Source organism: Microbacterium thalli (assembly GCF_028737325.1).
Taxonomy (GTDB): Bacteria; Actinomycetota; Actinomycetes; order Actinomycetales; family Microbacteriaceae; genus Microbacterium; species Microbacterium thalli.
Genome location: NZ_JAQZCH010000001.1, coordinates 697,039 through 711,610, shown reverse-complemented (window position 1 = coordinate 711,610; position 14,572 = coordinate 697,039). Strand labels below are relative to the sequence as shown.

The following is a 14,572-nucleotide window of genomic DNA, read 5'->3' as shown; positions in this document are numbered from 1 at the left end:
ACGGCGCTGGGCTGAGACGGCGCTGAGCGCCGGCGGGCGTCAGCTCGACCCGACCGCCCAGGCCGCGAGGGCCGCGATCAGCGAGCGATGGCCGGAGGTCTCGAGGGCGCGCGCATCGTGCCCGAGGACATCGACCGCGATGCGGCCGCCGCCGAACTCGCGCACCCAGGCCGCGGCCTCCTTCGCGCCGTCGCCCTCATGCCAGGCGACGACGGTGCGGTGGCCCAGACGCTGCAGCGCGCAGTAGCGCTCGTCGTGCGTGTGGAAGGTGACCGGCACCTCGGCGGGCACCGCATCGGGCTCGACCTGGACCGTCATCTCGCCGGCCTCGGGATGGTACGACAGCTCGGGCAGCCAGATCGCGCCGAGCGCCGACGCCCACTCGGGATAGTCGCGCAACGACGACACCGCGGAATGCATCGCGAGCACGCCGATGCCGCGCTCGAGCGCGGCGGCGAAACCCGCGACCGCTGCCGGCGGGGCTCCGCGGGAACCCTCCCGCCACGGGTCTCCCGCGCAGACCGCGACGAGGTCGTAGCCGTCGAGATTGGCCATGCCCTGGTCGACGTCGTCCGAGACCGCGACATCCCACCCCCGGTGTCGCAGGATGTCGGCGACCTCGGCGCCCACCTCGGCGAACGGATGCCACGGGTCGGCGTACCGCCCCGACCCGGTTAGAACGAGTGCTCGGTATGTCATCGGCGATCCTCCCGCGTGCGTGTGCTCTCACCGTAGGGCCGCGCCGGCCGTGGTCCGAGGAGCTTGAGAAAGCGCGATGGCTGTGCGAGGCCGGGGCGGCCCGGGGCGGCGGCGCGCTCAGCCGCCGAGCTCGTTCGGTTCGAGCCCGAGCATGGCCTCGACGGCCGTCGACATCAGGCGGATGCGCCCGGCGGCGTCGCGCCATGACACGAGGGCGTGGGCGTTGAGGCCGTCGATCATGCCGAGCAGCTGAGCGGCGACGGCACCGGGATCGTCCACCCGGAACCGCCCCGCGGCGGTGCCGGCCCGCACGATGCCCTCGAGGAAGTCCGTCCACGCGTCCATCTGCGCGCGCACCCGCGCGGCGAGCGCCTCGTTTCGGCCACCGAGCGCCCACGATTGCACCCAGATGAGCGTGACATCCGACCGCGTTCCGTCGAGCAGCGTGCCGAGCAGTTCGCGGACGACCACGACCGGGTCGGCGTGCCGGTCGCGCAGCCGCTCGAGGTCCGCGAGCTCTGCGGCGACGATTGCCTCGAACGCGTCGGCGACGACATCCTCCATGCTCGGCGCATGGTGGGCGACGAGCGCCGAGCCGACCCCGACCTCGGCGGCCACGGCCCGCAGCGTGACGGCGTCGAGTCCCTGACGGCGGGCGAGCGCCTCGGCAGCACGGGCGATCTGGGCGCGCCGTTCCGACCCGCTCAGGCGAGTGCGTACCGCCGGATCCTTTGACGCCATGACCGTCAGTCTGTACGCTTCCGAGAAATTGATCAAGCGATCAACTTCCCGGAGGGACCGCAATGGCGTGGAGGATGCCGGCCGAGACCGCGCTGCATGAACGTACCTGGATGGCCTTCCCGCGCGCGGGCGTCACCCTCGGCGAGACCGAGTCGGAACGCGCCGAGGGCTACGCCGCGTGGACCGCGGTCGCGCACGCCGTCGCCGAGTTCGAGCCCGTGTCGATGCTCGTCGACCCGAGCGAGACGGCCCGCGCCCACGACATGCTCGGCGACGGGGTCACCCGCATCGAGGCTCCAGTCGACGAATTCTGGATGCGCGACCACGGTCCGACGTTCGTCGTCGACGACGAGCGCCCCGGCCACCTCGGTGCCGTCGACTGGATCTTCAACGGCTGGGGCGCCCCGGCGTGGGCCGAGTGGCAGCTCTCGGCCGAGCACGCCCGCACCATCGCGGCCCACGTCGGCGCCGAGCTCGTCAGCTCCGTGCTGGTGAACGAGGGCGGCGGCATCCATGTCGACGGTGAGGGCACGGTGCTGCTCACCGAGACCGTGCAGCTCGACCCGCGGCGCAATCCCTTCGCGGATCGGGCCCGCGTCGAGGCCGAGATGCTCCGGACCCTCGGGGCGACACGCGCGATCTGGCTGTCGCGCGGACTCACCCGCGACTACGACGAGTTCGGCACCAACGGCCACATCGACATCGTCGCGACGTTCCCGAGCCCCGGACGCGTGCTGCTGCACGCGCAGCCCGACCCCGCGCACCCCGACCACGCGGTCATCCCCGAGCTTCGCGCCGAGCTCGCACACGCGGAGGATGCCGCCGGCCGGCGCCTCGAGATCATCGACCTGCCCGCTCCGGCGCAGCTGCGCGACGCCGAGGGTTTCGTCGACTACAGCTACGTCAACCACCTCGTCGTCAACGGCGGAGTCATCGCGTGCGGCTTCGGCGACGCGCGCGCGGACGACCGGGCGCGCGGCATCCTCGCCGACGCCTACCCGGGCCGGCGCGTCGTGACGGTCGACGCGCGTCCGCTGTTCGCCCGCGGCGGCGGCATCCACTGCATCACGCAGCAGCAGCCGGCACTCCCCCGCGTCGGACAAGCGGAGGGACGATCGTGATCGAGGTCACCGAGGCGACGATCAGCGAGCTGGGCGCGGCGCTCGCGAGCGGGGAGGCGACCGCGGTCGGACTCGTCGAGGCGTACCTCGCGCGCATCGACGCCTACGACGGGCCCGGCACCCCCACCGCCCTCGCCGCGGTCGTGGTGCGCAACCCCGAGGCGCGGGCCGAAGCCGCGGCATCCGACGCCCGCCGAGCCCGCGGCGAATCCCTCGGCCCGCTCGACGGCATCCCGTACACGGCGAAGGACAGCTACCTCGTCCGCGGCCTCACCGCCGCCGCCGGCAGCCCGGCCTTCGCCGACCTCGTCGCGCAGCGCGACGCCTTCACGATCGAGCGGCTGCGGGCGTCCGGTGCGATCTGCCTCGGCCTGACCAACATGCCGCCGATGGCCAACGGCGGCATGCAGCGCGGCCTGTACGGGCGCGCCGAGAGCCCCTACAACCCCGACTACCTGACCGCGCCGTTCGCGTCGGGGTCGTCGAACGGATCGGGCACCGCGACGGCGGCCAGCTTCGCGGCGTTCGGCCTGGGCGAAGAGACCTGGTCGAGCGGCCGCGGTCCCGCTTCGCACAATGCGCTCTGCGCCTACACGCCCTCGCGCGGGGTCATCTCCGTCCGCGGCAACTGGCCGCTCGTCCCGACGATGGATGTCGTCGTGCCGCACACCCGCACGATGGCCGACCTCCTCGCCGTGCTCGACGCCGTCGTGGCCGACGACCCCGACCCGCGCGGCGACTTCTGGCGAGCGCAGCCGTGGGTCGAGCTCCCCCCTGCCTCGGCGGTCCGGCCGGAGCGCTACGGCGACCTCGCCGTCGCCGACCGCACGGCCGCCCGGGGCGCACTGGCCGGCCGTCGCCTCGGCATCCCCCGCATGTACATCGGCACGGATCCCGACGCCGGCACGGGCGCCGCGCCCGGCATCGGCGGCCCCACCGGGCAGCGCATCGACACCCGACCGACCGTGCTCGCGCTGTGGCGGTCGCTGCGTGCCGAGCTCGAGGCCGCGGGAGCCGAGGTGGTCGAGACCGACTTCCCCGTCGTCTCGCGCTATGAGAACGATCGCCCCGGCGCCGGCTCGATCGCGACCAACGGACGCGTGAGCCCCGACTACCTGCGCCGCGAGATCGTCGACCTGTCGGCGTGGGCCTGGGACGACTTCCTGCGCGCCAACGGCGACCCCGCGTTCCCCTCCCTGGCCGACGTGGACGGTGCGCGGATCTTCCCGCACCCCGCGGGCGCCCTGCCCGACCGCTACACCGGCTTCGACGACGACATCGCCCTCTACCCGGCGTGGGTCGCCGCCCACCCGGACACCGAGCTGCACGACATCCCGCACCTCGAGGGTGGGCTGCGCGGACTCGAGCACACCCGCCGGATCGACCTCGAGGAGTGGATGGATGCCGCCGGCCTCGACGCCGTCGTCTTCCCGGCGGTCGCCGACGTCGCCCCCGCCGACATGGACGTCAATCCTGCCTCGGCCGACATCGGCTGGCGCAACGGCGCTTGGATCGCCAACGGCAACCTCGCGATCCGCCATCTCGGCATCCCGACCGTGACCGTGCCGATGGGCCTGCTCGACGACATCCGGATGCCGGTGGGCCTGACCATCGCCGGCCGCGCCTACGACGACACCGCGCTGCTGCGCCTCGGCGCGGCCATCGAGGCGCTGGCACCGCGCCGTGTCGCGCCGCCGCGCACCCCACCCCTGACCTGACCGCATCCCACGAACTACCCTCGGACCCAGGAGGACCCATGACCGAGCGCTTCCCGGCCCGCATGCACGACGTCACCGACGAGACCCGAGCCATCGTCGACCTCGTCCTCGACTACTCGCGCGAACGCCTGCTCGCGGAGGACAATCCGCTCGACAAGCCGCTGCCGCCCGCCGAGCTGCGGCGCCTGACCGGCCGCACGATCGACGAGCGCGGCATCGGCGCCCGCAAGGCCCTCGGCGTGTTCGAGCACATCCTGGCGCCCTCGTGCATCTCGACCGACGACCCGCGATACCTGTCGTTCATCCCGAGCGCGCCTTCGAAGGCCGCCGCGGCGTTCGACGTCGTCGTCTCGGCGAGCGCGCTGTACGGCGGTTCGTGGCTCGAGGGCGCGGGCGCCGTGCACGCCGAGAACGAGGTGCTGCGCTGGCTCGCCGACGAGTTCGGGCTGCCGGCGAGCGCCGGTGGGGTGTTCGTCCAGGGCGGCACCCTCGGCAACCTGTCGGCGCTCGTCGCCGCACGCGAGACCGCTCGCGAACGCGGCATCCGTCCCGACCGGTGGCGCGTCGTGTGCAGCGCCGAGGCGCACTCGTCGATCGCCTCGGCGGCGCGCGTCATGGACGTCGAGGTCGTCGCCGTCCCCGTGGCCGACGACGGGATGCTGCGCGGCGACGCCGTACGCGCAGCGCTCGAGGAGCACGGCGACAGCGTGTTCGCGGTCGTCGCGACAGCCGGGTCGACGAACTTTGGCATCGTCGACGACGTCGCCTCGGTCGCCGCCGTGACGCGCGAGCACGGCGTCTGGTTGCACGTCGACGGGGCGTACGGCCTCGCCGCGATGCTCTCGCCGGCCGCGCGACACCGCTTCGCGGGGGTCGAGCATGCCGACTCGGTGATCGTCGACCCGCATAAGTGGCTGTTCGCTCCCTTCGACGCCTGCGCGCTGATCTACCGCGACCCCGAGCTCGGCCGCCGCGCCCACACGCAGCACGCCGAGTACCTCGACACGCTCACCGAGACCGGCGACTGGAGCCCGTCCGACTACGCGGTGCACCTCACCCGCCGCCCGCGCGGCCTGCCGCTGTGGTTCTCGCTGGCGACCTACGGCACCGACGTCTACCGCGCGGCGATCACCCGCTCGATCGAGCTCGCCGAGCGCATCGCCGACGAGATCGATCGGCGCCCCGAGCTGACCCTCGTGCGCCGCCCGCAGCTCGGCGTCGTGGTGTTCGAACGGGTCGGCTGGGAACGCTCCGACTACGCGCGCTGGTCGTCCGACCTGCTCGAGCGCCAGCACGCGTTCGTCACCCCGAGCAGTCACGCCGGCCGCACGAACGCGCGTTTCGCGATCCTCAATCCGCGGACGACGTTCGACGATCTGACGGGCATCCTCGACACGATGAGGTGACCGCGCGGGCCTTCCGGCGGGCCGGAAGAATGCCTCGGGAAAAAACCGGGCGGCAGCTCTGTGCCATGTGGTCTGACCACACCTAAGCTGGTGTCGTGAACGTGATCGAGAACTCGAAACTGACCGTTGTCGGAGCCGGCGCCGTGGGAGCCAGCGTGGCCTACGCCTCGCTCATCCGCGGCTCTGCCCGACATGTCGCCCTGTACGACATCGCCGCCGAGCGCGTCGAGGCCGAAGCCCTCGACCTCGCCCACGGCTCGCAGTTCATCGGTGCGAGCGACATCGTGGGCAGCACCGACATCTCGGTGGCCGCCGGTTCGCACGTCGTGGTCATCACGGCGGGTGCGAAGCAGGAGCCCGGGCAGACCCGCACCGAGCTGGCCGGTGTCAACGCCGGCATCATCCGCGGCATGGTGCCGCGGCTGCTCGAGGTCGCCCCCGACGCGGTCTACGTCATCGTGACGAACCCCTGCGACGTGCTCACCGTCGTCGCCGCCGAGGCGGCCGGGCTGCCGCGGCAGCGCATCTTCTCCTCGGGCACCGTGCTCGACACCTCGCGCCTGCGCTGGAAGCTCGCGCAGCGCGCCGGCGTCTCGACCAGCAGCGTGCACGCCTACATCGTGGGTGAGCACGGCGACACCGAGTTCCCGCTGTGGTCGAGCGCGACGATCGGCACCGTGCCGATCCTCGAGTGGGAGCGGCCGGGCCACCCGCGCATGACGCTGGAGGAGCTCGACCACATCGCCGCGGAGGTCCGGGATGCCGCCTACACGGTGATCCGCGGCAAGGGCGCGACCAACTACGCGATCGGCCTGTCGTCGGCACGCATCGTCGAGGCGATCCTGCAGGACCAGCACGCCGTCCTGCCCGTCAGCACCGTGCTCGACGGCTTCGCGGGGGTCGACGGCGTCGCTCTGTCGGTGCCGTCGGTCGTCAGCGCGTCGGGCGCCGTCCCCATCCCCAACACCCCCATGTCCGAGAACGAACGGATGCAGCTGCGCGCTTCCGCCGATGCCCTTCGCGGGGTCATCGGCGCCGTGCGCAGCTGAAAGGCACGATCATGTGGACTCAGACCATCGACCCCCTCGGCACCCTGTGGCTGTCGGCTCTCGTCGCCGCGGTGCCGATCGTCATCTTCCTCGTGTGCCTCGTGGCCCTGAAGCTCTCGGGCATCCTCGCGGCGGGCATCGCGGTCGTCGCAGAGGTAGCGGTCGCGCTCCTCGTCTTCGGCATGCCGGCTCCCGCCATCGCGGGCGCCAGCATGTTCGGGCTGCTGAGCGCGATCTGGCCGATCGCGTACATCATCGTGATGGCGGTCTGGCTCTACAAGATCGCCGTCGCGAGCGGCCGGTTCGCCGTCATCCGCTCCTCGATCGCGCTGGTGTCGCCCGACCAGCGCCTGCAGGTGCTGCTGATCAGCTTCGCGTTCGGCGCCTTCCTCGAGGGTGCGGCCGGGTTCGGCGTGCCCATCGCCATCTGCGCGGCGATGCTGGTGCAGCTCGGCTTCAAGCCGGTCAAGGCGGCCATGCTCAGCCTCGTCGCGAACCTCGCGGCCGGCGCCTACGGCGCGATCGGCATCCCCGTCATCGTCGGCGCGCAGGTGAGCGGCCTCGACGTGATGGACCTGTCGCGGGTGCTCGTGCTCATCCTGCAGCCGCTGACGCTGCTCATCCCCTTCCTGCTGGTGATGATCCTCGACGGGTGGCGCGGGCTGCGCGAGACGTGGCCGGCGACGGTGGTGCTGACGGTCGTCTTCAGCGGCAGCCAGGCCGCGGTGCTGACGTTCCTCGGACCTGAGCTCGCGGCCATCGTCCCGGGCCTGCTGGGCATGCTCGCCCTGGCCGGGCTGCGCCTGGTGTGGCAGCCGCGCCGCATCTTCCGCGAGAACGGCGCGAGCGCACCGGTCGAGCAGCGTCACACGGCGCGCGAGGTCATCGCGGCGTGGAGCCCGTTCTACATCCTCACCGCGCTGGTGTTCGTGTGGAGCATCCCCGCCTTCAAGGCGCTGTTCCTCCCCGGCGGCGCGCTGAGCTGGGCCGTCGTCAACGTCCCGATCCCCGGCGTCTTCGGGCAGGTCACGTCCGCCGGCGGCGTCGTCGCCCAGACCACGTGGAGCTGGACCCCCATCAACGCCACCGGCACGGCGATCCTGCTGGCTGTGCTGGTGACCTTCGCGACGACGAAGGCGCTCACGGGCCGGATGCTGCGCGAACAGTTCGTGCAGACGGTGCGCGAACTGTGGCGGGCGCTGCTGCTGATCGCGCTGATCCTCGTCCTGGCCAACATCGCCAACCTCTCGGGCGGCTCGGCCACCATCGGCACCGCGCTCGCCGGCGCCGGCCCGCTGTTCCCGCTGTTCGCCCCGGTCATCGGGTGGATCGGCGTCTTCCTCACCGGGTCCGTGGTCAACAACAACACCCTGTTCGGTCAGCTGCAGGCCACGACCGCCGAGCGCATCGGCGTCGACCCGACCCTGTTCGTCGGAGCCAACACCGCTGGCGGCGCGGCGGCGAAGGTCATCTCGCCGCAGTCGATCGCGATCGCCGCCGGCGCCGTCGGCCTGTCGGGTCGCGAGAGCGAGATCCTGCGCGCGTCGATCTTCTACAGCCTGGGCATGCTGGCGTTCATCAGCATCTGGACCTTCGTGTTGGCGCAGCTCGGGTCGCTCTAGACAACGAGGAACACGGATGCCGGCGAGCGCTCAGCTCGCCGGCATCCGTGTTCCTGTCGAAGGGGCGATCAGCCGGTGATCGCGATGCGCTGCTCATCGCCGGTCGCCGACACGAGCACGAGCTCGCCGGGCCGGTCGTCGTCCGAGACCTCGCCGACACCGAGCACGCTGAGGCGGGGCGCGTAGTCCATCGTGCACACCTGGTCGGCGGCGGCCGCGGCCTCGACCGCCCGCACTTCGCCGGCGGCGCCGAGCTCGACCGTCTCGAACATCGGCGGGCAGCTCGACGAGCCGTAGGTCAGCAGGACGAGACCGCCGTCGTCGAACCACCCGGCCGACGGCATCATTTCGGCCGACTCACCGGCGGCCGGCGGCGTGGCCCCGGGGATGCCGTCCAAGTTGGTGTCACCGGCGAAGGTGCCGGTGACGACGACCTCGACGTCCTGCGACGGGTCGACGCCCTCGGGCAGCGGCATGAACGAGGCGCGCGGCACATAGTCGCGGGTGCAGGCGTCGCCCTGATCGGTGATCTCGACGGTCACCGTCTGGCCCGACGCCGTCGCCTCGCCGGCGATGGGCTGGCAGGACGAGCTGCCCCACGTCACGATGCCGATGGCGCGGCCGCCGTCGAGCCAGGCGGCATCCAGCTCGGCGTCGCCACCGGGAGCGGCACTCTCGGTCGCGGGGGCGTCGGGCGTGCCGGAGGTGTCGCCGGCGCCGGGAGAGGTGGCGCAGCCGGCGAGCGCGAGGGCGGCGAGCAGCAGCAGGCCGGTCGCCGTCGTGGTTCGTGTCGTCATGGGAGTCATCCTTCCGTCGCTGTTATAAGAGTGTCGCGAGCAGCGCGTTCGTCTCAGATGTATCACGCGCCCCAGCAATCACGGCAACGCAGCGATCACGGCAACGCGGAGGTCACTGCAACGCGGAGGTCAGACGCGCGAGGTTGTCGAGCACCGTCGAGCGCAACGGCTGCTTCATCCACTCTTCGAGGGTCAGCTCGCGCGAGAGCGAGCGGTAGTCGCCTTCGACGCGGCGCATCTGCTCGATGAACTCTTCACCGCGCACGAGCATCGAGATCTCGAGGTTCAGACCGAACGAGCGCATGTCCATGTTGCTCGAACCGATGATGGCGACATCGTCGTCGATCGTGAGGCTCTTCGTGTGCAGGATGTAGGGCTTGCGGTAGAGGTAGATCTTCACGCCCGCCCGCAGCAGCGCCTCGTAGTAGCTGCGCTGCGCGTGGTACACCATCGCCTGGTCGCCCTCTTCCGAGACGAACAGCTCGACCTGCAGCCCGCGCTGGCACGCCGTCTGCACGGCCAGCAGCAGACCCTCGTCGGGGACGAAGTAGGGACTGACGATGACAACGCGTTTCTGCGCGGCGAACAGCAGCGCCGTGAACAGCTTGAGGTTGTTCTGGAACTCGAAGCCCGGCCCTGACGGCACGATCTGGCAGTCGAGATCGCCCGGGCCGGTCTCGACCTCGAAGAGCCCGACGTCCTCGGACGGTGTGGAGCCGGTCTCGCTGTACCAGTCCGAGAGGAACACCGCGTCGATGCTCGCCACGACCGGACCCTGCACGCGCACCATGAGGTCGACCCAGTGCAGACCCCGCTTGATGTTCTTGCGCAGGTTGTAGGTGGAATCGGTCATGTTCTGCGACCCCGTGAAGGCCACCTTGCCGTCGATGACGATGAGCTTGCGGTGATTGCGGAGGTCGGGCCGCTGGTACTTGCCGCGCAGGGGCTGGACGGGCAGCATGTGGTGCCAGTCCGCGCCCATCGCCGTCAGCCGCTTGATCGTCGTGCGATAGAACGGCTTGCCCCGGTTGGCCCAGTAGTCCAGCAGCACGCGCACTTTGACTCCGCGCGAGGCGACCTCTTCGAGGGCGGCGAAGAAGACCTCGGTGGTCTTGTCGGACTGCAGGATGTAGAACTCCACGTGCACGTACTGCTCGGCCCGCAGCACCTCGTCGGCCATCCGCCGGATGCTCTCCTCGTAATCCGAGATGAGCTCGGCGCCGTTGTCGCCGGCCAGCGGCATGGCGCCGAGGTTGCGGTTGAGCGTGACGACGGAGGTGAACCACGCGGGCGCGTCCGGTCGCAGCGTGCCGAAGTCGAGCCCCTCGCTCGTCTCGCGGATGTACTGGTTGATCTCGCGCTGCATCCGCCGCCGTTTGCGCGGCAGTCGCGGGTTGCCGATCAGCAGGAAGAGGAAGACCCCCACGAACGGCATGAAGTAGATCGCGAGCAGCCAGGCCATGGCGGCGGTGGGTCGCCGATTGCGGGGGACGACGATGATCGCGGTGATGCGGACGATCAGGTCGGCGACGAAGACGAGGAACAGCCACCAGCCGGGGAACTCGAACGCGGTGAACTCGATCGTCACGTCACCCTCCGCTCTCGTCGGGATCAGCGTATCGGGCGCGACCGCTGCTCCCCTCGGATCAGCTGGAGGGACGCTCGGATGCCGGTGCCGTCAAGCCCCGCGCGGCGCGCTCCTCGGCCTCGATCTTGGCGTACACCCGACGCTCGGTGCGGTCCATCCGCAGGATGCTGCGGAGCACGAAGACGAACAGCACCGACACCACGAGGGTCGGCAGCAGCGACCAGATGACCGCGCCCACGTATTCGTCCATGCCTCCTATCGTACGTGCCCCCGCTGACGGAACGCCCAGTCGGGCAGGTGCCCCACCTGCACGAACGACAGCATGATCTCGGCGAGCCCGTGGTCGGCATCGATCTCGAGCGCGCGCTCGGCGTACGACGCCGCATGCGACGAACGGCCGAGCGCCCACGAGAGCCACGCGCACAGCGCGAGCGGGCCCGGGCGCAGGCGCCGCGGCGCGAGGGCGGCGACCTGGCGCACGACCGCGAGCGCACGCTGCAGCCGTTCGGGGTCGGGCCCGTCGCCGTCGCCCCACATGATGCGACCGAGGCGCTCCGGGTAGTCCTCGCCCTCCTCCCACCGCCGCTGGGCCTCGAGCGCCGCGGCACCGCCGCCGGCGTCGGTCGCCCACTGCACGAGGGCGACGTCGCGCAGCGCCGGCCGCGCGAGGCACCAGGTCAGCAGCGCCGCCCGCGCCGGGTCGAGCGCGGCGGGGTCGAGCGCGAGCGAGGACTCGAACAGGCGCGGCGGGTCGTCCAGCTCGCACGCCGCGGCGAGGGCGTCGGCGTCCACGGCCCCGTCGCGCGCCGAGCCGCGCCCGACGCTCGGGATGCCGCAGACCACGGCCAGCGCCGTCTCGAGCGCGCGCAGCGCACCCCCGACGACCCGGCGCTCGGCGGCGCTCCGCCGCGGCAGCTCCGCCCCCGCCGTGTGGTGTTCGAGCACCGGCCCGGATTCAGGGGGTGCCCCCGCACCCCCTGCGGCGTCGTCGATCTCCTGCAACGGGCGACCTCCGGCCGGGCAGTCGGCGTCGAGGTGCGAGCCCCATCCGTCCGCGCCGACGCTGAGGAGATCGGCCACGCGCAGCCCGCACACGTCGGCCGCGCGACTGACGGCGGCGAGCACCGCCACTCCGGGCAGCCCGTCGGCGACCGAGTCCGGCGAGTAGACGATCGCGGTCAGCCCGTCCGCATCGGGGATGCGGCACACCATGCCGACGATCGTCGCCGCGGCACGGTCGAGGTCGTCGAGGTCTCCGGTGGGCAGGTCCACACGCATCGCGCCGAGGCTGCGCCGGCCCGCGAACGGCACGACGACGAGGCTGCCGCGGGGCCGGAACCCCAGCAGGTGAGGGACGAGGGACAGGAAGTGTGCGGCGCCCGCCGCGCGAACAGTCGTGGTCATGGCGACCACCCTGCTCGGCGGTGGCGGCAGGCCGAGCGGACTCCGGCCCGATTGTGCACACCGCGAGAGCGGCCCCCGGCCGGGGAGGAGAGTCGGCGGGGCTGGGGGCTACCGCCCCCGCCCCGTCACTTCACGAGCGGGAAGAGGATCGTCTCGCGGATGCCGAGACCGGTGATCGCCATGAGCAGGCGATCGATGCCCATGCCCATGCCGCCGGTGGGCGGCATCCCGTGCTCGAGAGCGCGCAGGAACTCCTCGTCGACCCGCATCGCCTCGTCGTCGCCGCGCGCGGCGAGCTTGGCCTGCTCGACGAAGCGCTCGCGCTGGATGACGGGATCGACGAGCTCGGAGTAGCCGGTGGCGAGCTCGAAACCGCGCACGTACAGGTCCCACTTCTCCACGACTCCCGCGATCGAGCGGTGCTCGCGCACGAGGGGGCTCGTGTCGACGGGGAAGTCCATGACGAACGTCGGCCGCTCGAGACCGCCCTTGACGAAGTGCTCCCACAGCTCCTCGACGAGCTTGCCGTGCGTCGCGACCTTCTCGGGCACGACGACGCCCACCTCGGCGGCGAGCGCCTGCAGCTCGTCGAGCGCGGTCTCGGGCGTGATCGTGCGGCCGGCCGCCTCGGACAGCGAGTCGTACATCGAGATGCGGTCCCACTGCCCGCCGAGGTCGAACTCGGTGCCGTCGGCCCACGTCACGGTCGTCGATCCGGCGACGGCCACGGCCGCGTTCTGGATGAGCTCCTGCGTCAGGTCGGCGATGCCGTTGTAGTCGCTGTACGCCTGGTAGGCCTCGAGCATCGCGAACTCGGGGCTGTGGGTCGAGTCGGCGCCCTCGTTGCGGAAGTTGCGGTTGATCTCGAACACGCGGTCGATGCCGCCGACGACGGCGCGCTTGAGGAACAGCTCCGGCGCGATGCGCAGGTACAGCTCGGTGTCGAAGGCGTTCGAGTGCGTCACGAACGGCCGGGCCGCCGCACCGCCGTGCTGCACCTGCAGCATCGGGGTCTCGACCTCGAGGAAGCCGTGCTGCTCGAACGTGCGCCGCAGCGATGCGTTGACCTGGGCACGCGCGACGACCGTCTCGCGCGCCGTGTCGCGCACGATGAGGTCGAGGAAGCGCGAGCGGACGCGGCTCTCCTCGCTGAGCTCGGAGTGCAGGTTCGGCAGCGGCAGCAGAGCCTTCGACGCGATCTGCCAGCCGGACACCATGATCGACAGCTCGCCGCGTCGGCTCGAGATGACCTGACCGGTGACCGAGACGTGATCGCCGAGGTCGACGAGGTCCTTCCACGCCTGCAGCGACTCCTCGCCCACCTCCGCCAGTGACACCATCGCCTGGATGCGGCTGCCGTCGCCCGACTGCAGCGCGGCGAAGCACAGCTTGCCGGTGTTGCGGCTGAACACGACGCGACCGGCGACCGACGCGGTCACGCCGGTCTCGGCACCCGCCTCGAGGTCGGCGTACCGCTCGCGCAGCGCGGGGATCGTGTCGGAGACCGCGACGCCGACCGGGTAGGCGCCGCCGGCGGCATCCGTCCGCTCGGCGAGCAGGCGCTCGCGCTTGGCCAGGCGGACCGCCTTCTGCTCGATGACCTCGTCGGCGTCGTCGGTGGTGGACACGGGCGCGTCGCTCGTGGCATCGCTCATGGCAGAAAACTCCTCGGGATTCGACCGCAAGTCTACCGAGGCGCGGCGGTCACACGAGATCGGACGCGTCGGCGCACGGCACCTCGGCGACGGCGTCGAACGCGCCCCGCGCCACGCGGAGCCCGACGTCGTCGAACCGGCTCGTCGGCGCGGCTCCGCGGCGGGCGGACGCGCGGGCGTGACCGGCGTCGTCGGCGAAGCCGCCACCACGGAAGGCGCGATCGCGAGCCCGTCGATCCGGGTCGAACAGGTCCCAGCACCACTCCGAGACGTTGCCGAGCGTGTCGAACAGCCCGAACAGGTTCGGGTGCTTGCCGCCCACCGGCTGCGGCGACGACAGACCGTCCGACGCGGTCCAGGCCACCTCGGCGAGGGGTCCGTAGTGCGCCGACGCCGAACCGGCGCGGCAGGCGTACTCCCACTCCCGCTCGGTCGGCAGGCGGAAGCCGTCGGAGTCGACGTGCCACCGCACCTCGTCGCCGTCGACGGAGTAGGCGGCATCCGTGCCCTCCCACTCCGACAGCGCGTTGCAGAACCGCACCGCCCGCAGCCACGACAGGTTCACGGCGGGCCGGCGCGGATGGGATGCCGTGACGCCCAGCACCTCGCCGAGCTGCTCCTCGGTGACGGGGTAGACGCCGATCTCGAACGCCGGGATCGGCACGGGCCGGGCTCCGCGCGCGGTGCGCAGCTCGCCGGCGGGGATGCGGGCGAGCTCGACGTCGCTCACGGGCGCGGGGCCTTCCCGGGATGCCGTGCACCCCGCCGACAG

13 protein-coding genes are annotated in these 14,572 nt (G+C 71.8%); 5 read left to right on the top strand and 8 right to left on the bottom strand.

Annotated features, from left to right (window positions below):
- Positions 1 to 39 precede the first annotated feature (39 nt).
- Entirely contained in the window at positions 40 to 699 is a 660-nt protein-coding gene (locus PUW82_RS03580; RefSeq protein WP_274220961.1) for a ThuA domain-containing protein, read from the bottom strand.
- Between the two features lie 117 nt (positions 700 to 816).
- Positions 817 to 1,440 (bottom strand): TetR/AcrR family transcriptional regulator, encoded by a 624-nt coding sequence (locus tag PUW82_RS03575; RefSeq protein ID WP_274220960.1) that lies wholly within the window; start codon positions 1,438 to 1,440, stop codon positions 817 to 819.
- A 62-nt stretch (positions 1,441 to 1,502) separates the two neighbouring features.
- Between PUW82_RS03575 and PUW82_RS03570 the strand changes: the two genes are divergently transcribed.
- The 5 genes from PUW82_RS03570 (at position 1,503) to PUW82_RS03550 (ending at position 8,356) form a co-directional block, all read left to right on the top strand.
- On the top strand, positions 1,503 to 2,561 hold the full coding sequence (locus PUW82_RS03570) for an agmatine deiminase family protein (protein ID WP_274220959.1): 1,059 nt from the start codon (positions 1,503 to 1,505) through the stop codon (positions 2,559 to 2,561).
- Complete coding sequence (locus PUW82_RS03565; protein ID WP_274220958.1) at positions 2,558 to 4,279, top strand: amidase; 1,722 nt, start codon at positions 2,558 to 2,560, stop codon at positions 4,277 to 4,279. The genes PUW82_RS03570 and PUW82_RS03565 overlap by 4 nt, the downstream gene beginning before the upstream one ends.
- Before the next feature lie 38 nt (positions 4,280 to 4,317).
- Positions 4,318 to 5,685 (top strand): pyridoxal phosphate-dependent decarboxylase family protein, encoded by a 1,368-nt coding sequence (locus tag PUW82_RS03560; RefSeq protein WP_274220957.1) that lies wholly within the window; start codon positions 4,318 to 4,320, stop codon positions 5,683 to 5,685.
- A 95-nt stretch (positions 5,686 to 5,780) separates the two neighbouring features.
- A complete protein-coding gene (locus tag PUW82_RS03555; RefSeq protein WP_274220956.1) occupies positions 5,781 to 6,734 on the top strand; it encodes an L-lactate dehydrogenase in 954 nt (317 codons plus the stop codon).
- Positions 6,735 to 6,745: 11 nt separating this feature from the next.
- On the top strand, positions 6,746 to 8,356 hold the full coding sequence (locus PUW82_RS03550; protein WP_274220955.1) for an L-lactate permease: 1,611 nt from the start codon (positions 6,746 to 6,748) through the stop codon (positions 8,354 to 8,356).
- A gap of 68 nt (positions 8,357 to 8,424) precedes the next feature.
- Here the strand turns inward: PUW82_RS03550 and PUW82_RS03545 are convergent, their stop codons facing one another.
- From PUW82_RS03545 to PUW82_RS03520, 6 genes are all read right to left on the bottom strand, one after another.
- Complete coding sequence (locus PUW82_RS03545) at positions 8,425 to 9,153, bottom strand: hypothetical protein (protein ID WP_274220954.1); 729 nt, start codon at positions 9,151 to 9,153, stop codon at positions 8,425 to 8,427.
- Positions 9,154 to 9,265: 112 nt separating this feature from the next.
- Positions 9,266 to 10,735 carry a cardiolipin synthase gene (gene cls / locus PUW82_RS03540; protein ID WP_274221737.1) on the bottom strand — a complete coding sequence of 490 codons (1,470 nt, stop codon included), beginning with the start codon at positions 10,733 to 10,735 and terminating at the stop codon, positions 9,266 to 9,268.
- Between the two features lie 64 nt (positions 10,736 to 10,799).
- The gene (locus tag PUW82_RS03535) at positions 10,800 to 10,991 is read right to left on the bottom strand and encodes a hypothetical protein (RefSeq protein WP_274220953.1); all 192 of its coding nucleotides are present in this window, start codon (positions 10,989 to 10,991) and stop codon (positions 10,800 to 10,802) included.
- 5 nt (positions 10,992 to 10,996) lie between these two features.
- The gene (locus tag PUW82_RS03530) at positions 10,997 to 12,145 is read right to left on the bottom strand and encodes a DUF4192 family protein (RefSeq protein ID WP_274220952.1); all 1,149 of its coding nucleotides are present in this window, start codon (positions 12,143 to 12,145) and stop codon (positions 10,997 to 10,999) included.
- A 125-nt stretch (positions 12,146 to 12,270) separates the two neighbouring features.
- Complete coding sequence (gene lysS / locus PUW82_RS03525) at positions 12,271 to 13,800, bottom strand: lysine--tRNA ligase (RefSeq protein ID WP_274220951.1); 1,530 nt, start codon at positions 13,798 to 13,800, stop codon at positions 12,271 to 12,273.
- Positions 13,801 to 13,849: 49 nt separating this feature from the next.
- Positions 13,850 to 14,530: a formylglycine-generating enzyme family protein gene (locus PUW82_RS03520; RefSeq protein ID WP_274220950.1), complete on the bottom strand. Its 681-nt coding sequence runs from the start codon at positions 14,528 to 14,530 to the stop codon at positions 13,850 to 13,852.
- Positions 14,531 to 14,572 lie beyond the last annotated feature (42 nt).

Coding starts and splice junctions, on each gene's coding strand:
- PUW82_RS03535 (WP_274220953.1), bottom strand. CDS start 10,991: ATGGACGAATACGTGGGCGCGGTCATCTGGTCGCTGCTGCCGACCCTC.
- PUW82_RS03580 (WP_274220961.1), bottom strand. CDS start 699: ATGACATACCGAGCACTCGTTCTAACCGGGTCGGGGCGGTACGCCGAC.
- PUW82_RS03550 (WP_274220955.1), top strand. CDS start 6,746: ATGTGGACTCAGACCATCGACCCCCTCGGCACCCTGTGGCTGTCGGCT.
- PUW82_RS03570 (WP_274220959.1), top strand. CDS start 1,503: ATGGCGTGGAGGATGCCGGCCGAGACCGCGCTGCATGAACGTACCTGG.
- PUW82_RS03575 (WP_274220960.1), bottom strand. CDS start 1,440: ATGGCGTCAAAGGATCCGGCGGTACGCACTCGCCTGAGCGGGTCGGAA.
- PUW82_RS03530 (WP_274220952.1), bottom strand. CDS start 12,145: ATGACCACGACTGTTCGCGCGGCGGGCGCCGCACACTTCCTGTCCCTC.
- PUW82_RS03545 (WP_274220954.1), bottom strand. CDS start 9,153: ATGACGACACGAACCACGACGGCGACCGGCCTGCTGCTGCTCGCCGCC.
- lysS (WP_274220951.1), bottom strand. CDS start 13,800: ATGAGCGATGCCACGAGCGACGCGCCCGTGTCCACCACCGACGACGCC.
- PUW82_RS03560 (WP_274220957.1), top strand. CDS start 4,318: ATGACCGAGCGCTTCCCGGCCCGCATGCACGACGTCACCGACGAGACC.